This is a genomic window from Kineosporia rhizophila (genome assembly GCF_021277265.1).
GTDB classification, from domain to species: domain Bacteria; phylum Actinomycetota; class Actinomycetes; order Actinomycetales; family Kineosporiaceae; genus Kineosporia; species Kineosporia rhizophila.
This window is the reverse complement of record NZ_JAJSOH010000017.1, coordinates 162263-181278: the sequence shown is the minus strand read 5'-3', so window position 1 is coordinate 181278 and position 19016 is coordinate 162263. Positions and strand designations below refer to the sequence as shown.

The window sequence follows — 19016 nt, the reverse complement described above, 5'->3', positions numbered from 1 at the left end:
TCTGTTCCTCTTTCCGGAAGGGCTATTCGGCGTTTTCGGTGACGGTGTAGCCGGCGTGGCGCCAGACCGAGGCGGCGACCACCGACTGGGCCGCGGGCACGAGCACCCAGTCGGTGTCGAAGGTGGACACGTTGAGCACCGGGATCCCGGCGTCGGCCAACGGTTTCAGCATCCGCAGGAGCACCCCGATCTGGGAGAACTCCTGCGCCCCGGCGGCCCGGGTGACGGTGAAGGGCCCCTCGACCGGACCGGGCACCGGCTCGGGCAGGCTGCTGGTCGGGCAGACCACGCTGATCTCGTCGGCCGTGCGCGAGACGCTGACCAGCGGGCCGCCGTGCACCCAGTCGGGATCGGGACTTTCGGGAGGCAGACGGACCAGGGCCATCGCCTGCCGGTACTGGATCAGATGCACGAGGCCACCTCCCGGCTCACGGGGCCACCCCGACCAGCGGCAGGCCCAGGGTCTCGGGCAGGTCCAGGGCCAGGTTGGCGGACTGGATCGCACCGCCAGCCGTGCCCTTGGCCAGGTTGTCGATCGCGCTGACGGCGATCACCCGGCCGACCCGCTGGTCCACCGCCACCTGGACCAGGGCGGTGTTGGCGCCGAGCGTGTCGGCGGTGCGGGGCCAGCGGCCCTCGGGCAGCACGTGGACGAAAGCCTCGTCTGCGTAGGTGCTTTCCCAGGCGGTGCGCACCTGCTCGACGCTCACCCCGGGCTTCAGCCGGGCGGTGCAGGTGGCCAGGATGCCCCGGGACATCGGGGCCAGGGTGGGGGTGAACGAGACCCGCACCGGCTCGCCCTGGTTTCCGGCGGCCAGGCCGAGGTTCTGCTCGATCTCCGGAGTGTGGCGGTGCACGCCGCCCACCCCGTAGGGGCTCATCGAGCCCATCACCTCGCTGCCGATCATGTTGGGCTTGGCCGACCTGCCGGCCCCGGAGGTGCCGCTCGCGGCGACCACCACCACGTCGTCGGGCTGCAGCAGACCAGCCGCGAAGCCGGGGGCGAGGGCCAGACTGGAGGCCGTGGGGTAACAGCCCGGCACCGCGATCCGGCGCGCGCCCCGCAGGGTTTCGCGCTGACGTTCGCCGTCGGGGCGGGGCAGCTCGGGCAGGCCGTAGGCCCAGGTGCCCGCGTGCTCACCGCCGTAGAACTCCTCCCACGCCTCGGCACTCACCAGCCGGTGGTCGGCACCACAGTCGACCACGACGGTCTCGGCCGGGAGCTCGGCGGCGATCTTTGCACTGGCCCCGTGGGGCAGCGCCAGGAAGACCAGGTCGTGCCCACTGAGCTGCTCGGCCGTGGTCGGCCCGAGCACCCGGTCGGCCAGCGGCAGCAGGTGCGGCTGGTGCTCACCGAGTCGCGAGCCGGCGTTGCCGCCCGCGGTGAGCGCCCCGATCTCGATCTGCGGGTGCTGCAGGAGCAGTCTCAGCAGCTCACCGCCGGCGTACCCGCTCGCCCCTGCCACTGCCGCCGTGAAGCCCATAGCGCATGACTATACACAGCGGCGAAATTGTATGCATAGTGCTTTGCGCCACCACCCGGTCACCAATGGTGGACGATCCTGACCGGGAGTCAAGTCGTACGTCGGTGGAATGGTGCGAGGCCCGCGGCCCCGCACCATCACCGGAAACTGCTTACGCGCACAGTGTCGGCGTGCGGGTGGCCTGGTAGGTGCCGGAGACGGTGAACTCCGTGTGGCAGCGCACCACGAAGCCGCGGTAGGTCTTGCGCTCCCCGGTGTGAGGACGCACGACCTCGATCGAGAAGGCCCTGTGCAGATCCAGGTTGGCTCCTGCGCAGTTACCGGGCTTGATCCAGCCCATGTGGCTGCCGTCCAGGAAGTACGGGTGGATCTCGATCCCGACCCCCCGGTTGCAGAACAGGGTGTGCTGCCAGGCCTGGGCCGAGACCGTGTCGGCCGGGGCCACCTCGGCCTTGGCCGAAGCGCCCGCCGCCGGAAGCAGAACGAGGGTGGCAAGAGCCAGGAGAGCAACGACCAGGCTCGAAAGACGACGCATGGTGAGTCCTTTTCGGTGGGTTTCGGGAGCAATGGGCACACGGTTCAGGGCCACCGGAAGTTCACCAAAAGCGAAATGGTGGACGTCTGTGCGCAAGTCGCGCACAGACGTCCACCATTGACGGGGTCGGGTCTACCCCCGCAGAACTGCCCCCGTGCGTTCAGCCGCCAGGGCGACCGCGGCATCGCGAGCTGCCGCAGTCTCTTCCGCGGTCAGCGTGCGGTCCGGGGCCCGGAAGCGCAGCGCGAACGCGAGGGACTTGTGGCCCTCGGGCACCGAGGTGCCGGTGTACACGTCGAACAGCCGCACCGACTCCAGCAGCTCCCCCGCCCCGTCGACCAGGGCGGTGTGCACGTCCTGGGCCTGCACCGCGTTCTCGACCACCAGCGCCACGTCTTCCTTGGCCAGCGGGAACGAGGAGATCGGCCGGGCCGTGACGATCTGGCCGGAAGCGGCGATCAGCACGTCCAGGTCGACCTCGGCGGCGACCGTGCGCGGCGGCAGCCCCAGCGCCGCTACCACCTTCGGGTGCAGCTCACCGGCGTGACCGAAGAGCTGACCGTCGATCTCCAGCCGCGCGCAGCGACCCGGGTGCCACGGCGCGTGGTTCTCGTCCTTCGTGACCGTGGGCTGCACGTTGACCGTGCGGGCCACCAGCAGCGCCGCCTCCAGCGCGTCGGACCAGTCGGCCGGGCGGCCCGGGCCTTCCCAGCCCGGCAGCTCGCGCTGACCGGCCAGGACGATCGCGGCGCGCAGCGGCTGGTGCGGGATCGCCGCGTTCAGCTGCTCCAGCTCGGCCTCGGAAGGACGCTGGGCGACCCCCGGGTGACCGGCCTTCGGCTCGGAGCCGGTGGGCCGGACGACCGCGCCGATCTCGTAGAGCGCCAGATCGGTGAACCCGCGACCGACGTTGCGCTTGGCCGCCTCGACCAACGTGGCCAGCAGCGAGGTGCGCATGTACGGCTGCTCGTCGGACAGCGGGTTGGCCAGCTTCAGCGCCGTACGACGGGCATCGTCCTTCGGCAGGCCGAACGCGTCGTGCACGGCCGCACCGATGAACGGGTAGGTCAGCACCTCGACCCCGCCGTACTCGGCCAGCGCCCGGGCGACCGAGCGGCGCACCCGCTGGCCGTGGGTCAGACCCCGGCCCGCCGGGGCGACCGGCAGCACCGCGGGGATCTGGTCGTAGCCGCGCAGCCGCGCGACCTCCTCGGCCAGGTCGACCGGCACCAGCAGGTCGGGACGCCAGCTCGGGGCCTGCACGGTGAGCACGTCGTCGCCGGAGACCTCGCAGCCGATCTGCTCGAGGTTCTCCACCACCTGCTCACGGGTGTAGTCCAGACCGACGATCCGGCCCGGGAAGTCGGCCGGCATCTCGATCGTGGCGCCGGGAGCGGCCTCGCCCACGTCGGTGACCGGGCCGATCTCGACCTTCTCACCGCCGTACTCCACGAGCAGGCGCACGGTGAGCTCGGCGGCCACGTCGGCCAGCCGGGTGTCGACCCCGCGCTCGTAACGCTTGCCCGCCTCGGTGCTCAGCTTGTGCCGGCGCATCGTGCGGGCCACCGTGATCGGGTCCCAGTGCGCGGCCTCGACCAGCAGGTTCGTGGTCTCGGCGGAGACCTCGCTGCTGGCGCCGCCCATCACCCCGGCCAGGCTGAGCACCCGCGAGCCCCGGCCCTGCGGGGAGTCGGTGACCAGCAGGTCCTCGGTGTGAAGGGTGCGCTCCACGTCGTCGAGCGTGGTGAGCTTCTCGCCCGCGACGGCCCGGCGCACCACGATCGGCGCGGCCAGCTTGTCCAGGTCGAAGGCGTGCAGCGGGTGCCCCACGGCCAGCATCACGTAGTTGGTGACGTCGACGGCCAGCGAGATCGGGCGCATCCCGGCCTGTTCCAGCCGCTTCTGCATCCAGCGCGGGCTGGTGGCGGTGGCGTCGACGCCCCGCACGACCCGCGCCACGAAGCGGTCGCCGCCGGGCACACCGTTGATCGGGGCCTGGTCGTCGAGCTCCACCGCGAAGCCGTCGGCCGAGGCAGCGGGCACCTCGACCAGCGCCGGGTCGGTGAACCGGGCGCCGGTGGCGTGCGAGTACTCCCGGGCGATCCCGCGCAGGCTGAAGCAGTAACCGCGGTCGGGCGTGACGTTGACCTCGACCGTCTCCTCGGCCAGGCCGAGCAGCGCGATCGCGTCGTCGCCGGGTGCGGCGTCGTCGAAGCCCCACTCGGTGAGCCGGATGATCCCGTCGTGGTCCTCGCCGAGGCCGATCTCCTTGGCGCTGCAGATCATTCCGTCGGACTTGTGGCCGTACGTCTTGCGTGCGGTGATCGCGAAACCACCCGGCAGCACCGCCCCGGGCAGGCACACCACGACCAGGTCGCCCTCGACGAAGTTGCCCGCGCCGCAGACGATCCCGCGCGGGGTGCCCTCACCGACGTCGACCTGGCACCAGCGGATCGTCTTGCCGTTCTTCTGCGGCTCGGGGGTGAACTCCAGCACCCGGCCGACCACCAGCGGGCCGGTGACGTCGCCACCGTGCACCGCCTCCTCCTCCAGCCCGACCCGGACCAGGTCGGCGGCGACCTCGAGAGCGGTTGCGCCGGAAGGCAGCTCGACGTACTCGGCGAGCCAGTTCAGCGGGGCGCGCATCACGCCTCCATTCCGTAGTGCCGGCTGAAGCGGACGTCGCCCTCGATCATGTCGCGCATGTCCTCGACGCCGTTGCGGAACATCAGGGCCCGCTCGATCCCGGCCCCGAACGCGAAACCGGTGTAGACCTCCGGGTCGATCCCGCACGCGCGCAGCACGTTCGGGTTGACCATGCCGCAGCCCAGCCACTCGATCCAGCCGGTGCCGCCGCAGGTGCGGCAGTCGTCGAGCTTGCCGTCGCAGACGAAGCAGCGCAGGTCCAGCTCGGCGCTCGGCTCGGTGAACGGGAAGAACGCCGGCCGCAGGCGGGTGGTGACCTCCCGCCCGATCAGGGTGCGGGCGAAGTGGTCGAGCGTGCCCTTCAGGTGGGCCATGGTCAGGCCCTTGTCCACGGCCAGACCCTCGATCTGGGTGAACACCGGGGTGTGGGTGGCGTCCAGCTCGTCGGTGCGGAACACCCGGCCGGGCACCACCACGTAGATCGGCGGTTCACGGTCGAGCATGGTGCGCGCCTGCACCGGCGAGGTGTGGGTGCGCAGCACCAGGCCGCTGTCGACCGGGTCGGCGAAGAAGGTGTCCTGCATCTGCCGGGCCGGGTGGTCCGGGCCGAAGTTCAGGGCGTCGAAATTGAACCAGTCGGCCTCGACCTCCGGCCCCTCGGCGACCTCCCAGCCCATCGCCACGAAGATGTCGGCCATCCGCTCCGAGACGGTCGAGAGCGGGTGCCGGGCCCCGGCCGGGCGGCGGCCGGCCGGCAGGGTGACGTCGACCGACTCCTCGACCAGCACCCGGGCGTCGCGCTCGGTCTCCAGCTCGGCCTGACGGCCGGCCAGGGCCTTGTTCACCTGGCCGCGGGCCTGGCCCACGCGCTTGCCGGCGTCGGCCTTGGCGGCCGGCGGCAACGCGCCGATCTCGCGGTTGGCCAGGGCCAGCGGGCTGCGGTCGCCGGAGTGCTCGAGCCGGGCCTGCTTCAGCGCGTCCAGGTCGCCGGCCGCGGCGAAGGCCGCCAGGGCCTGCGCGACGAACTCGGCCAGCTTCTCCTCGGAGAGCACCGCGACCTGTTTCGGGTCGTAGTCCTTGGTACTCACAGTGTGATCCTCACGTGCTTCATCTTTTCAGACGGTGGCCAGTGGATATTCGGGCAGGAGTGAGGAACGGCGGAACCCGGGGGCTGTTCAGCGGGCCGGGTCCGCCTTGGTAAATCGTTCCTGCCGGCGCTGCTCGCGACGCTGCGCGCGGGCGGTGGCGTACAGGCACACCGTGGCGGCCGTGCCCAGGTTGAGGCTCTCGGCCCGCCCGTGCACCGGCACCCGCACCACGGCGTCGGCCAGTTCGCGGTCGGTCTCGGGCAGGCCCCACGCCTCGTTGCCGAACACCCACGCCACCGGGTTCTCCAGCCAGGGATCACCGATTACGGACGTTTGTGGGCGGCGGTCGGTGGGTGGCTGGACCGCGCGGTCCTCGGCGTCGTCGGCCAGCACGTCGAGGTCGTACTTACCGGCGCCGTCGGCCGCCAGCACACTCACACCCTGGGCCTTCAGCTGCTGCACGGCCTCGGCCAGGGGTACCCCGGCCACGATCGGGAGGTGGAAAAGGCTTCCGGCGGTGGAACGTACGCACTTGGGGTTGTGCACGTCGACGCTCGCGTCGGTGAGTACCACGGCGTCGGCCCCGGCGGCGTCGGCGGCCCGGATCACGGTGCCGGCGTTGCCCGGGTCACGAACCTGCGAAAGCACCGCCACCAGGCGGGGTCTGGCCGCCAGCACGGTTTCGAGGGGCACGGTGATCAGGTCGCAGACCGCCAGCAGCCCTTGCGGCGTGGTGGTTCCGGCCCCGGCCAGCATGGCGGCGAGCACCTCGTCGGTGACGGGGCGCGCGGGCACACCCGCTTCGGCCGCCGCGTGCAGAATCTCGGGGTGCCTCTGGGCGGCCTCGGGGGTGGCGTACAGCTCGCGCAACCCGCCGGGAGCCTCCGGCGCACTGCGCCGATCGCTCGTGAAGGACGTCTTCAGGTTGGTTCTGGCCAGCTGTTCGGCCACTGCCTCCCGCACCGCCTGCGGACCCTCGACCAGGAACCGGCCGGCCCGCAGACGTGCGGAACGCCCGGACAGCCGGGCCACTGCCCTCACCCGGTCGGACCGGGGATTGGACAGCGCCTCGGGCGCCGGGCGTTCCGTCGTCATTTCGCTTCGCTGCATCCGCTGCCCGCTACGGGCGGCGAGGAGCTCAGGCCGCAGAGGTCTCGGCGGCCGCCGGGAGGGCGGCCTTGGCCAGCACGACCAGGGCCGCGAAGGCGGCCTCGTCGTTGACGGCCAGCTCGGCCAGCATGCGACGGTCGACCTCGATCTCAGCAGCCTTCAGGCCCTGGATGAAGCGGTTGTACGTCATGCCGTTCGCGCGGGACGCGGCGTTGATGCGCTGGATCCACAGCTTGCGGAAGTCACCCTTGCGCGCACGACGGTCGCGGTAGGAGTAGACGAGCGAGTGGGTGACCTGCTCCTTGGCCTTGCGGTAGAGGCGCGAGCGCTGGCCGCGGTAACCGCTGGCGCGCTCCAGGACCTCGCGACGCTTCTTCTGGGCGTTGACTGCCCTCTTCACGCGTGCCACGTGAGTACTCCTTGTTTCTGATCACCGGCCGGGACCGGCGACGGGGGTTACGGAAAAGGGAAGGTCAGCGGCCGAGCAGGCGCTTGGCGGCGCGCAGGTTGCCCGGGGCAACCGGCTCGTCGGACGCCAGGCGGCGGGTGCGGCTCGAGGGCTTGCTCTCGAAGTTGTGACGGCGGTTGGTCTGCTCACGCATGAGCTTGCCGCTGCCGGTCACCTTGAACCGCTTCTTCGCACCGCTGTGCGTCTTGTTCTTCGGCACGTCTGTGTCTCCTCATCGATCCGCGAGCGGGCACTCCGGCACGCGGAAGGTGTGTCGGCGCCGGGCGGACGGCCGGTGAAGGCCGCCGCCCGGTGCCTGGCTTACGTCGGCAGCCGTCAGGCGTCGGCTGCCGCTTCCTGCTCGGAGGACGCCGGCTTGCCGGCTTCCTCCGCGGGCTTCGTCTCGGCCGCGGGTCCCGGGGTGGGACGCGGGCCGGGACGCGGGCCGGGGCCCGGGGTCGGTCGCGGACCCGGGGTGGGACGCGGGCCCATCCCGGCGGGCGTGGGGCGCGGCCCCATCCCGGCCGGGGTCGGCCGCGGACCGGCCGGACCCGGGTTGGGACGGGCCCCCGGAGCCGGGGCGGAGCCGCCCGGCGCGGCGGCCGGACGCGGGCTCGGACCGGCCGCAGCCGGACGCGGAGCCCCGCTCGGAGCCGGACGGGACGTCGGCCCACCGGGACGGTCGCCCGAGGGGCGCGGACCCGAAGGACGCTCGCCACGAGGACCGGAGGGACGGTCGCCGTAGGACGGACGGTCGCCACGCGGGCCGGACGGGCGGTCGCCGTACGACGGACGGTCGCCACGCGGGCCGGACGGGCGGTCGCCGTACGACGGACGGTCGCCACGGGGGCCACCGGGACCGCCGGACGGGCGGGAGGAGTAGGAGGACGGCGCACCGGAGGCAGCGGGCGCGGCGGCAGCCGGCGGCGGCGTGGTGCGCTTGATGAAGATCGGCTCGTCGTCGCTCTCGCCGACGATCTCGGCAGCAGCGGCAGCCGCGACAGCAGCGGTCTTCTCGGCGGCCAGGGCCGCCTCTTCACGGCGGCGCTCGGCGCGGGCAGCCCGCTCCTCGTCCAGCCCGGCCTTCTGCTCGGCCTTGGCCTCGGCCTTCTTCTTGTGCGGGCCGATCACCATGACCATGTTGCGGCCGTCCTGCTTGGGGTTGCTCTCGACGTAGCCGTCCTCGGCGACGTCGGCAGCCATCCGCTGCAGCAGGCGGTAGCCCATCTCCGGGCGCGACTGCTCGCGACCACGGAACATGATCATGACCTTGACCTTGTCACCGGCCTCGAGGAACCGAACGACGTGACCCTTCTTGGTCTCGTAGTCGTGCGGGTCGATCTTCAGCCGGAGCCTGATTTCCTTGAGGACCGTGTGGGCCTGGTTCTTCCGGGCCTCGCGATCCTTGATCGCGGACTCGTACTTGAACTTGCCGAAGTCCATGAGCTTGCAGACCGGCGGCCGCGCCTGGGGCGCGACTTCGACGAGGTCGAGGTCGGCCTCCTGGGCGAGACGCAACGCGTCCTCGACCCGGACGATGCCGACCTGCTCCCCGTTGGGGCCGACCAGCCGCACCTCTGGGACGCGGATACGGTCGTTGATCCGGGGCTCGCTGATGTGTTACTCCTTCGTACGGTCTCGGAGACCGCCGGCAAACAGGAGAAGGCTCCCGGTCGCAGGCGCTCGGGAGCCTCATCAACGGTTCTACGGCAGACGATTGTTCCGTCGCCGTACAGCCCCGCCAGGTACGGCGAGGTGACTCCTCCTGGTCGGGAGGAGCGGACCGGGACCCGAAGCCGTTTCACCCCGAACCTTCCGGGGCGACGGCGCCGGGTGGGAGAGACTCCACTTGGCGCACCGGGCCCTGTCGGTGAACTCGCCGGTTGGGGCGGGCTCGTGACGGGACTCGGTCGGTCAGTGGACCAGAGTAGCAGCCCCGTCGAGGTGCCCGCGACCGCACGTCCCCTGGGTGCTCACCACGGACGTCCGGGATCCGTGGTGGGCACGGATGCCGCCGGCCCGGGCCGCCGAGCAGTCTCGTACCGAGGCCGGTCCGAGGGGGACCGGCACCACTGCGAGGGGACCTCCCGTGACCATCTCTTCAGTCGACGAATCCCGGCTCCACGCGTTCGTGGGGCAGGCGGTCACCGACATGGGCGCCGCCATCTCCGGGCTGATGCTGCACCTCGGCGACCGGCTCGGGCTGTACCGCGCCCTGGCCGACGCCGGCCCGATCACCCCCGGCGAGCTGGCCGGGCGCACCGGCACCGCCGAGCGCTACGTGCGCGAGTGGCTGGCCAACCAGGCGGCCGGTGGCTACGTGGTGTACCACCCGGCCGAGGGCACCTTCGAGCTCCCGGCCGAGCAGGCGATGGTGGTGGCCGACGAGACCAGCCCGGTCTTCCTGGGCGGCGCGTTCGAGGCGATCGCCTCCTGCTACGCCGATCACGACCTGCTGGCCGCGGCCTTCCGCAGCGGCGAGGGGATCGGCTGGCACCAGCACGACGGGCGGCTGTTCTCCGGGGTGGTGCGGTTGTTCCGTCCCGGCTACGCCGCGCACCTGGTGGAGAGCTGGCTGCCGGCCCTCGACGGGGTGGTGGCCAAGCTGCGGGCCGGAGCGAGCGTGGCCGACGTGGGCTGCGGGCAGGGCGCCTCCACGGTGATCATGGCGCAGGCCTTCGAGCGCTCCACCTTCGCCGGGTTCGACCTGCACGAGCCCTCGATCGAGCAGGCCCGGCGCAGTGCCCAGGAGGCCGGCGTGGACCACCGGGCCCGGTTCGAGGTGGCCGCGGCCAAGGAGGTGCCGGGCGCCGGGTACGACCTGGTCTGCCTGTTCGACGCCCTGCACGACATGGGTGACCCGGTCGGCGCCGCCCGCCGGATCCACCGGGCGCTGGCCCCGGACGGCACGCTGATGCTGGTCGAGCCGAACGCCGATGACGGCCTGGAGAACAACCTGAACCCGGTCGGGCGCACCTACTACGGGCTGTCCACGGCGATCTGCACGCCCGGCTCGCTGGCGCAGGAGGTCGGGCTGGGGCTCGGCGCGCAGGCCGGGCCGGCGGCGCTGACCGCGGTGCTGACCGAGGCCGGGTTCAGCTCGGTGCGCCGGGCCACCGAGACACCGTTCAACATCGTGCTGGAGGCCAGGCCATAGGGGTGGTCCCGAGCCGGGCCAGTTCGGTGGTGTCGCCCAGCATCGCCTGGGTGCGGGCCCACTGGTAGCGATAGCTGCGCAGGGCTGCGGCCACGGCCTGCAACCGGTCGTGGCCCTCGTGCAGCGGTCTGCCGCCCTGGTGCAGTTCGGCGGCTCGGTCGACCAGGGCGGCGGCCAGCGGGTTGCCGCCGGTGCAGGTCCGGGCCCGCTGGATCCGGCCGGCCGCTCCGGGGAGCTCGGCGAGCACCCCGGCCTCGGCCCAGAGCGCCGCGTACCAGGGGCGCCACAGCCCGTTGAACCACGTCGTCAGCTCTTCCGGCGGGGTGGCCAGCAACCGCACCGCCTCGGCCGGGCGGCCCTGGTGCAGGAGCAGTTCGGCGTCGAAGAACTCACCCGCGTGGATCATCGACATAGGACGTCCCGGGGTCGCCAGGGCGTCCACGATGCCGAGCCATGCGGTGCGGTTGGTCTCGTCGCCCCGCAGCCCGTACATGGCGGCCGCGGCGTAGGCGGCCCGGCTGAAGTTGCCCGCCTGAGGGCGCCCGGCCCGGTCCCAGCCCGCGCGGAAGCCGTCGGCCAGCGCGACGGCCTGGTCCCAGTCGCCGGAGAACACCGTGACCAGCATCAGCCGGGCCGAGGCCAGGTGCCCCTCCTCGCGGTAGAACGGCAGATCGCGCAGGCGTTCGGCCAGGGTGCGGGCTCCGGCCAGGTCACCGGCGGCGACCGCTCCGTCGACCGCCATCTGCAGGCTGTCGAACATCTCGAGGGCGGCCACCGAGCGGATCGGCAGCGGGGCCAGCAGTTCGGTGCGGCGGAACGCGCTGGCGGCCGCCGCGCGTACGTCGCCCGAGGCCGCCTGAACCGCCGTGAGCTGGTCGAGAGCGGCGCTCTCGGTCAGCGGGTCGGCGGTTCGGCGGGCCAGGACCAGGGCCTCTTCGATGCGGCGCAGGGTGCCCGGTTCGGCGATCGGCCGCTCGCAGGCCTCGGCGATCAGCAGCCGGGCCCGGGCGGCCGGGTCGTCGCCGGCCAGCTCCCAGCCCCGGGTGATCAGCCGCCGCACCTCGCCCTCGGGCGGCTCGGTGGCCATCAGGCCCGGCCCACGATTGATCAGTTCGGCGTTGCGGGCCAGGTCCCCAGCGGCTCCGGCGTGGTCACCGGCCCTGATCGCGGCCTCGGCGGCGAGGTGGCGCAGCCTCAGTGCGTCGAGACCGACGTGCCGGGCCTCGGCGGCGCCGGCCGCGCTGCGGAACACGTCGGCCGCCACTGCGTCGGAGTCGGCCAGAGCGGCGGCCTGTTCGTAGCGGCGCTGAGACTCGGCGGGCATCCCCCGGACGAAGCTGAGTTCGGCCATGCCGATCGCCAGCCGGAAGGCCGGGGCGCGGTGCTGGGGCTGGTCGGCGGCCCAGGTCAGAGCGCTGCGGATCTCGTTGGCGATGAGGTCGAACCGGATCTCGCCGAGCTGTTCGAGGCACCAGAACAGGTGCCGGGTGCGTACCTGGTCGGTCTCCCCCGCCTCCTCCAGAAGGTCGGCGCCGTACTGCCGGACCGTCTCCAGCGCCCGGTAGCGCATCCCCTCCAGCCCGGGGACGGCCACCAGCAGACTGTGCTCGGCCAGGGTGGCCAGGGCGGACTCAGGTTTCCCCGGACCGATCACGGCCGCAGCGGCTTCCGGGGTGAACGGGTCGGCGAACACCGAGCAGCGGCGCAGCACCGCCTGGACCGGATCGTCGAGCAGGGCGTGGCTCCAGTCGAGCGTGGTGCGCAGCGAACGGTGCCGGTCGTCCAGCCGCCGCCCGCCGGTGAGCACGCTCAGCCGGTCGGTCAGTCCGCTCTCCAGCCCGTCCAACCCCAGCGACGCGTGCCGCGCGGCGGCCAGCTCGATCGCCAGGGCCATTCCGTCCAGCGCCCGGCAGAGCCCGGCCACCCTCTCCCGCCCGGCTCGGTCGCCCGGATCGACCGGGCTGCCCGAGGCCGCCGCCCGCCCGTAGAACAGCTCCACCGCATCGGTCTCGATCGTCAGCCCGGGCACGGGGAACACCTGCTCGAACGGCACCAGCAGGCGGGCCCGGCTGGTGGCCAGCACGGTGAGTCCGGGGCCGGCCGCGAGCAGCCGCTCCACCAGCACCACCACGCCGTCGAGCAGATGCTCGCAGTTGTCCAGCACCAGCAGCGTCTGCCGACCGGCCAGCCAGGCCACCACCCCGTCGGCCGCGCTACCGCCCGGACGCTCCCCCAGCCCCAGAGCCTGCGCGATGGCCGGTGCGATCATCTGCGGATCCACCACCGGGACCAGGTCGACGTACCAGACCCCGTCCGCGAAAACGTCTTTCATCTCGGCCGCGACACTCAGCGCCAGACGTGTCTTGCCCACCCCACCCGGCCCGGCGGCCGTCACCAGCCGGTGCGCGGTGAGGGCGGTGCGCAACGACGATCGTTCGGCCTGCCGTCCGACGAAGGGGGTGAGGGGCGTGGGCAAGGTCGTTGTCGCCCGGCGGACGCCACTGCGGGCCAGACCGGCCAAGGCCCGGCGGTCTTCGGCGCCGAGCTTGCGCAGCAGCGAGGAGACGTGGCTCTCCACCGTGCGCACCGAGATGAACAGGCGCGCGGCGATCTCGGCGTTGGTGAGGTGCTCGCCCACCGCGGCGAGCACCTCGCTCTCCCGGTCTGAGATGCCTGCCGGAGCGGCCATGAGCAGATTGTGCCCCGGCCGGCTCCGCCCGTGCTGGACCAAGCCCGAAGAGGAGGTCTGTTCTCAGACCGAGCGGACGGCCAGCCGGACCGAGTCGGTGCGTTCGGTGACCATCTGGTCGGTGAGCAGCAGTTCGCCGATCCGGGTGGTGGTGGCCCGCACCTGATCGCGCTCCAGGCCCGGCGGCAGGCCGAGCACCACGATCAGACCGGCCACCCCGTCCGGCTCGCAGCGGTGGGCCTTCACCTCGGGCACGGCCCGCACCAGGGCGGCGATGCCGGCCAGCAGGTCCGGGTCCTCGGCCGGGGGCACCCAGTCGCGTCCCTGGGCCACTGCCCAGACCGCGGGGCGGGGCAGCACGACCGAGGCACCGGCCGGGTCGATGACGACGCGGGGGCACTCCTCCACCACCGCCGCCTGCGCCGCCCGGGCCGCCTCGACCGGCACCGGCCGGGCCTCGGCGTTCCAGGTCTGCAGGGCGGCGACGCTGGTGAAGACCGGCAGCACCTTGGCCTCGTCCTCGTCGACCAGGGTGACCAGGGCCATGTCGGCACTCTTGTCGCCCTGCGCGGCGACCAGTTCGGCCTCGTCCTCACCGAGCACGGCCACGATCGGGACCATCGCCCGGGTGAGGGCCCAGGCCCGGGTGATCGCCACCAGGTCGCCCCCTTCGAGGGCGGCCAGCAGGGCCGGGTCGGCGGAGCCGTCGTCACCCGGGAAGGGCTGCGCGGTCAGGGTCCGGCCCGACCAGGGCACCCCGGCCGAGTCGGCGGTGTTACCGGTGTTGTCGTGGCTCATCCCGTTCACCCGGCTACGTGCAGCGCCTGCTCGAGGGTGAAAGCACCGCTGTAGAGCGCCTTCCCGACGATCGCGCCCTCCACGCCGACCTTGACCAGGGCCCGCAGGGCGGCGATGTCGTCGAGGTTGGAGATACCGCCCGAGGCCACCACCGGCTTGCTGGTGCGCCGGCAGACCTCGGCCAGCAGATCGAGGTTCGGGCCCTTCAGGGTGCCGTCCTTGGTCACGTCGGTGACCACGTACCGGGCGCAGCCGTCCTCGTCGAGGCGGGCCAGCACCTCCCAGAGGTCGCCGCCCTCCTTGGTCCAGCCCCGGCCGGCCAGGGTGGTGCCGCGCACGTCCAGGCCAACCGCGATCCGGTCGCCGAACTCGGCGATCGCGTCGCGGGTCCACTCCGGCTTCTCCAGCGCCGCGGTGCCCAGGTTGATCCGGCGGCAGCCGGTGTCCATGGCGGCCTGCAGACTGGCGTCGTCGCGGATGCCGCCGGACATCTCGACGTTCACCCCCAGGCCGCTGAGCTCGGCGCAGACCCGGGTGATCAGCTCACGGTTGCTCCCCCGCCCGAACGCCGCGTCCAGGTCGACCAGGTGAAGCCACTCGGCCCCGGCCTTCTGCCAGGCCAGCGCGGCCTCGAGCGGGTCGCCGTAGCCGGTCTCGCTGCCGGCCTCGCCCTGGGTGAGGCGCACGGCCTGGCCGTCGGCCACGTCGACGGCGGGCAGGAGTTCGAGCTTGCCCGGAGGGGCGGCTTCGGCTTCGGACATGGTTGGGAACCCCTTCGCTGCGGTACCACCGGGCCCGGGAGCAGCCGAGCCGGTGGAGAAAGTCGGCCGCCACGCTACCGCGCCCTCGCAGAGGACGCTGGCAGCCCGTTCCTCACACCGGCTCGATGGCCTGTTATCGGCATCGGGGTGGAGAGGTGGGCCCTAGGCGGGTCAATTGGGGGGCCCTGCGGGGGTGAGTGGCCCTGCGGACGGCGGCTCAGTGCGGCAGACGGTGCACTCGGTCCGGACGGCATGTTCGGTCCGCACGGCGTACTCGGTCCGGACGGCGGGCTCGGTTCAGACGGGCTTGCCTGGTCCGGACGGCATGCTCAGTGGGGGCGGCCTGCCCGCCTGAACCGTCTCGCAGGAACACTTCTCTGACCTCGCGGCCTGTTATCGCCCGAAGGTCGATGGATAGGCGGGCGTACCCGGCCCAGATCGGATGACAAAAGCGCGGCGCTCGGGATCGGATGACAAAAGTGGCTCTATGGACCACTTTTGTCATCCGATCCTGGGCGGACGCGGGCCGCGGGTGCCCGCCGGCGACCCCGAGCACCGCCGCGAGGTATCCACCGGGGACAACGACTCGTCATGACCTGCGGCACATTCACGACCCTCTGCCGACGGGCCGACATTCCTCACGGCTCGCACGAACCTCACCGGCCTCACCCGGTCCCTGGCCTCACCCGGTCCCTGGCCTCACCCGGTCCCCCGCCTCACCCGGCCCCTGACCCTTCCCCGGCCGCAGCACCGACGCCGCGATCATGCGAAGTCAGGGCGGGCAGGAGAACTAGAGGGTGCCCAGCCAGTTACGCAGGAGCTGGATCCCCGCGTCGCCGGACTTCTCCGGGTGGAACTGCGCCGCCGACAAGGGGCCGTTCTCCACCGCCGCCACGAACCGCCCGCCGTGCTCGGACCAGGTGACCAGCGGGGGCTTCAGGGTGGCCAGGGGGTCGCCCGGGTCGGGCAGCTCCCACTTCTGCACCGCGTAGGAGTGCACGAAGTAGAAGCGCTCCCGCTCGATGCCCTTGAACAGCACCGACTCCTCCGGCACGTCGACCGTGTTCCAGCCCATGTGCGGCACCACCGTGGAGGGCAGCAGCTCTACGGTGCCGGGCCACTCCCCCAGGCCGGGCACGTCTTCGCGGCCGAACTCCACCGACTTGTCGAAGAGCACCTGGAGGCCGACACAGATACCCAGCACCGGACGTCCTCCGGCCAGTCTCCGGCCGATCAACCGGTCGCCGCCGACGGCCCGCAACTGCTCCGCGACCGACGCGAAGGCCCCGACGCCGGGCACGACCAGGCCGTCGCACGCCTGGGCGCGCTTGAAGTCGGCGGTGAGCTCGACCGTCGCACCGGCCCGCTCCAGCGCCCGGACGGCCGACCGGACGTTGCCGGAGCCGTAGTCGAGCACGACGACCTGGGGTGAGCTCATGCCCAGGAGTCTAATGAACGCGGGTTGCACCCCGGTGACCACCGGGGTGCAACCCCACGATCAGGACGGGTTGGGCTTGGCCTGGACGGCCCGGGCCTTGTTCGACTGGTGCACCGCCCGGCGGTACTCCTTGTTCAGGTTGGTGATGCTCATGAACGGGATCTCCTTCGGGCAGGAGACCGTGCACATCCCGGTGTTCGTGCAGCCGCCGAAGCCCTCGGCGTCCATCTGCTCGACCATGTCCAGCACCCGGGAGGTGCGCTCCGGCTGGCCCTGCGGCAGCAGGTTCAGGTGCGTGACCTTGGCCGAGACGAACAGCGAGGCCGAGCCGTTGGGGCAGGCCGCGACGCAGGCGCCGCAGCCGATGCAGGTGGCGTTGGCGAAGGCCGCGTCGGCGTCCGGCTTCGGGATCCGGGTGCTGTTGCCCTCCGGCGCCGAGCCGGTCGGGGCGGTGATGTAACCGCCGGCCCCGATGATCCGGTCCAGCGCCCCGCGGTTGACCACCAGGTCCTTGATCACCGGGAACGGGGCCGCGCGCCACGGCTCGATGATGATCTCCTCGCCGTCCGAGAAGGCGCGCATGTGCAGCTGGCAGGTGGTGGTCTGCTCGGGCCCGTGGGCCTCACCGTTGATCACCACGCCGCAACTGCCGCAGATGCCCTCCCGGCAGTCGTGGTCGAAGGCGACCGGGTCCTCGCCGTCCATGATCAGCTGCTCGTTGAGCGTGTCGAGCATCTCCAGGAAGGACATGTCGGGCGAGACCCCGTCGAGGTCGTACGCGACCATGCCGCCGGCGTCGTCACCGTTCTTCTGGCGCCAGATCTTGAGCTTGAGCTTCATCACGTACCTTTCGAAAGATCAGGCGTAGGTGCGCTGAGCCGGGTGGACGTAGTCGAAGACCAGGTCCTCCTGGTGAAGGACCGGCTCCTGGGTACCGCCGAAGCGGCCCTGGCCGGCGTACTCCCAGGCGGCGACGAACGAGAACTTGTCGTCCTGCCGCTCGGCCTCGCCCTCGGCGGTCTGGCTCTCCTCACGGAAGTGCCCGCCGCACGACTCCTCCCGCATCAGCGCGTCGATGCACATCAGCTCGCCGAGCTCGATGAAGTCGGCGACCCGGTTGGCCTTCTCCAGCGACTGGTTCAGCTCGGCGCCGGTGCCGGGCACCTTCACCCGCTTCCAGAACTCCTCGCGCAGGTGCCGGATCTCGCTGATCGCCTTGCGCAGCCCGGCGTCGTTGCGGGCCATCCCGCAGTAGTCCCACATGATCTGGCCGAGCTCACGGTGGAAGGAGTCGACCGTGCGGTCACCGTTGATCGACAGCAGCTTGTCGATCCGCTCCTTCACCAGCGTCTCGACCTCGGCCACCTCGGGGGCGTCGGCCGCCACCGGGGCGAACTTGTTGCTGCCGATGTAGTTGTTCAGCACCGTGGGCAGGATGAAGTAGCCGTCGGACAGGCCCTGCATCAGCGCCGAGGCACCGAGCCGGTTGGCGCCGTGGTCGGAGAAGTTGGCCTCACCGGCGGCGAACAGGCCGGGGATGGTGGTCTGCAGGTCGTAGTCGACCCACAGCCCGCCCATCGTGTAGTGCACGGCCGGGTAGATCCGCATCGGCTGCTTGTACGGGTTCTCGGAGGTGATCCGGGCGTACATGTCGAAGAGGTTGCCGTACTTCTCCCGCACGGTGGCCTCGCCCATCCGCTTGATCGCGTCGGCGAAGTCGAGGTAGACCCCCTGCCCACCGGGACCGACCCCGCGTCCTTCGTCGCAGACGTTCTTGGCTGCGCGAGAGGCGATGTCACGCGGCACCAGGTTGCCGAACGCCGGGTAGATGCGCTCCAGGTAGTAGTCGCGCTCTTCCTCGGGGATCTGCTCCGGCGGGCGGTTGTCGCCCATCTGCTTGGGCACCCAGATCCGGCCGTCGTTGCGCAGCGACTCGCTCATCAGGGTGAGCTTGGACTGGTGGTCGCCCGAGCGCGGGATGCAGGTGGGGTGGATCTGCGTGTAGCACGGGTTGCCGAAGTAGGCCCCGCGCCGGTGCGCCCGCCAGATCGCGCTGGTGTTGGAGCCCTTGGCATTGGTGGAGAGGAAGAAGACGTTGCCGTAGCCGCCGGTGGCGAGCACCACCGCGTCGCCCAGGTGCGTGGACAGCTCACCGGTGACCAGGTTGCGGGCCACGATGCCGCGGGCCCGGCCGTCGACGATGACCAGGTCGAGCATCTCGTGGCGGGCGTACATCTCCACGTTGCCGGCGTCGATCTGCTTCGACAGCGCCTGGTAGGCGCCGATCAGCAGCTGCTGGCCGGTCTGGCCGCGGGCGTAGAAGGTGCGCTGCACCTGCACGCCGCCGAACGAGCGGGTGTCGAGCAGGCCGCTGTACTCACGGGCGAACGGCACGCCCTGGGCCACGCACTGGTCGATGATCTTCACGCTGTTCTCGGCCAGGCGGTAGATGTTCGACTCCCGGCCCCGGAAGTCGCCACCCTTCACCGTGTCGTAGAACAGCCGGTAGATCGAGTCGCCGTCGTTGCGGTAGTTCTTCGCGGCGTTGATGCCACCCTGCGCGGCGATCGAGTGCGCGCGGCGGGGCGAGTCCTGGAAGCAGAACTGCACCACGTGGTAGCCCTGCTCGGCGAGGCTGGCGCCCGCGGCGCCGCCGGCCAGGCCGGTGCCGACCACGATCACCTTGTGCTTGCGCCGGTTCGCCGGGTTCACCAGCTTGGAGGCGAACTTTCGCCGCTCCCAGCGGGTCTCGATGTCACCGTCGGGGGCCTTGTCGTCGGCGATCGGCTCGCCGACCGAGTAGAACTCGCCCTCGCCGACGAGGCCGCTGCCCTTACCGAGAATCTTGGACAGGTCTGCCAT

At 71.8% G+C, this 19016-nt stretch carries 15 protein-coding genes and 1 pseudogene; 1 reads left to right on the top strand and 15 read right to left on the bottom strand.

Going from position 1 to position 19016, the window contains the following annotated elements; genetic code table 11:
* Window positions 1-22: 22 nt before the first annotated feature.
* The 9 genes and pseudogenes from LWF15_RS23170 to infC all read right to left on the bottom strand — a co-directional run.
* Window positions 23-412, bottom strand: a complete 390-nt coding sequence (locus LWF15_RS23170; protein WP_232813009.1) for an ACT domain-containing protein — start codon at window positions 410-412, stop codon at window positions 23-25.
* Window positions 413-428: 16 nt separating this feature from the next.
* The gene (gene argC, locus LWF15_RS23165; protein WP_232813008.1) at window positions 429-1484 is read right to left on the bottom strand and encodes an N-acetyl-gamma-glutamyl-phosphate reductase; all 1056 of its coding nucleotides are present in this window, start codon (window positions 1482-1484) and stop codon (window positions 429-431) included.
* 151 nt (window positions 1485-1635) lie between these two features.
* Window positions 1636-2019, bottom strand: coding sequence for a hypothetical protein (locus tag LWF15_RS23160; protein WP_232813007.1), 384 nt, complete (start codon window positions 2017-2019; stop codon window positions 1636-1638).
* Window positions 2020-2151: 132 nt separating this feature from the next.
* Complete coding sequence (pheT, locus tag LWF15_RS23155; protein WP_232813006.1) at window positions 2152-4665, bottom strand: phenylalanine--tRNA ligase subunit beta; 2514 nt, start codon at window positions 4663-4665, stop codon at window positions 2152-2154.
* A complete protein-coding gene (gene pheS / locus LWF15_RS23150; protein WP_232813005.1) occupies window positions 4665-5753 on the bottom strand; it encodes a phenylalanine--tRNA ligase subunit alpha in 1089 nt (362 codons plus the stop codon). The genes pheT and pheS overlap by 1 nt, the downstream gene beginning before the upstream one ends.
* Window positions 5754-5840: 87 nt before the next feature.
* Window positions 5841-6848: a TrmH family RNA methyltransferase gene (locus LWF15_RS23145; protein ID WP_232813004.1), complete on the bottom strand. Its 1008-nt coding sequence runs from the start codon at window positions 6846-6848 to the stop codon at window positions 5841-5843.
* Between the two features lie 43 nt (window positions 6849-6891).
* Window positions 6892-7272: a 50S ribosomal protein L20 gene (gene rplT / locus LWF15_RS23140; RefSeq protein WP_232813003.1), complete on the bottom strand. Its 381-nt coding sequence runs from the start codon at window positions 7270-7272 to the stop codon at window positions 6892-6894.
* Between the two features lie 64 nt (window positions 7273-7336).
* Window positions 7337-7531, bottom strand: coding sequence for a 50S ribosomal protein L35 (gene rpmI, locus LWF15_RS23135; protein ID WP_232813002.1), 195 nt, complete (start codon window positions 7529-7531; stop codon window positions 7337-7339).
* Between the two features lie 859 nt (window positions 7532-8390).
* Window positions 8391-8928 (bottom strand): annotated as a pseudogene (gene infC, locus LWF15_RS38210) (translation initiation factor IF-3); the annotation flags it as partial.
* A 478-nt stretch (window positions 8929-9406) separates the two neighbouring features.
* Here infC and LWF15_RS23125 point away from each other — a divergent pair.
* Complete coding sequence (locus tag LWF15_RS23125; protein ID WP_408623830.1) at window positions 9407-10468, top strand: class I SAM-dependent methyltransferase; 1062 nt, start codon at window positions 9407-9409, stop codon at window positions 10466-10468.
* On the opposite strand, the gene LWF15_RS23120 is transcribed toward LWF15_RS23125, so the two are convergent.
* The 6 genes from LWF15_RS23120 to LWF15_RS23095 all read right to left on the bottom strand — a co-directional run bounded on the left by LWF15_RS23120 (window position 10440) and on the right by LWF15_RS23095 (window position 19016).
* On the bottom strand, window positions 10440-13157 hold the full coding sequence (locus LWF15_RS23120; protein WP_232813000.1) for an ATP-binding protein: 2718 nt from the start codon (window positions 13155-13157) through the stop codon (window positions 10440-10442). The two genes, LWF15_RS23125 and LWF15_RS23120, sit on opposite strands and share 29 nt — an antisense overlap.
* A gap of 63 nt (window positions 13158-13220) precedes the next feature.
* A complete protein-coding gene (locus tag LWF15_RS23115; protein ID WP_232812999.1) occupies window positions 13221-13955 on the bottom strand; it encodes an SseB family protein in 735 nt (244 codons plus the stop codon).
* 5 nt (window positions 13956-13960) lie between these two features.
* Window positions 13961-14716, bottom strand: coding sequence for a bifunctional 1-(5-phosphoribosyl)-5-((5-phosphoribosylamino)methylideneamino)imidazole-4-carboxamide isomerase/phosphoribosylanthranilate isomerase PriA (gene priA / locus LWF15_RS23110; RefSeq protein WP_232812998.1), 756 nt, complete (start codon window positions 14714-14716; stop codon window positions 13961-13963).
* A 790-nt stretch (window positions 14717-15506) separates the two neighbouring features.
* Window positions 15507-16154, bottom strand: coding sequence for an imidazole glycerol phosphate synthase subunit HisH (gene hisH / locus LWF15_RS23105; RefSeq protein WP_232812997.1), 648 nt, complete (start codon window positions 16152-16154; stop codon window positions 15507-15509).
* A gap of 60 nt (window positions 16155-16214) precedes the next feature.
* A complete protein-coding gene (locus tag LWF15_RS23100; protein ID WP_232812996.1) occupies window positions 16215-16994 on the bottom strand; it encodes a succinate dehydrogenase/fumarate reductase iron-sulfur subunit in 780 nt (259 codons plus the stop codon).
* Window positions 16995-17012: 18 nt separating this feature from the next.
* Window positions 17013-19016, bottom strand: a complete 2004-nt coding sequence (locus tag LWF15_RS23095) for a fumarate reductase/succinate dehydrogenase flavoprotein subunit (protein WP_232812995.1) — start codon at window positions 19014-19016, stop codon at window positions 17013-17015.

Excerpts from the sequence above, each read along its gene's own strand:
- LWF15_RS23120 (WP_232813000.1), bottom strand. The coding sequence starts at position 13,157 with ATGGCCGCTCCGGCAGGCATCTCAGACCGGGAGAGCGAGGTGCTCGCC.
- priA (WP_232812998.1), bottom strand. The coding sequence starts at position 14,716 with ATGTCCGAAGCCGAAGCCGCCCCTCCGGGCAAGCTCGAACTCCTGCCC.
- LWF15_RS23115 (WP_232812999.1), bottom strand. The coding sequence starts at position 13,955 with ATGAGCCACGACAACACCGGTAACACCGCCGACTCGGCCGGGGTGCCC.
- argC (WP_232813008.1), bottom strand. The coding sequence starts at position 1,484 with ATGGGCTTCACGGCGGCAGTGGCAGGGGCGAGCGGGTACGCCGGCGGT.
- hisH (WP_232812997.1), bottom strand. The coding sequence starts at position 16,154 with ATGAGCTCACCCCAGGTCGTCGTGCTCGACTACGGCTCCGGCAACGTC.
- LWF15_RS23100 (WP_232812996.1), bottom strand. The coding sequence starts at position 16,994 with ATGAAGCTCAAGCTCAAGATCTGGCGCCAGAAGAACGGTGACGACGCC.
- LWF15_RS23095 (WP_232812995.1), bottom strand. The coding sequence starts at position 19,016 with ATGGCAGACCTGTCCAAGATTCTCGGTAAGGGCAGCGGCCTCGTCGGC.
- LWF15_RS23160 (WP_232813007.1), bottom strand. The coding sequence starts at position 2,019 with ATGCGTCGTCTTTCGAGCCTGGTCGTTGCTCTCCTGGCTCTTGCCACC.
- pheT (WP_232813006.1), bottom strand. The coding sequence starts at position 4,665 with ATGCGCGCCCCGCTGAACTGGCTCGCCGAGTACGTCGAGCTGCCTTCC.
- LWF15_RS23145 (WP_232813004.1), bottom strand. The coding sequence starts at position 6,848 with ATGACGACGGAACGCCCGGCGCCCGAGGCGCTGTCCAATCCCCGGTCC.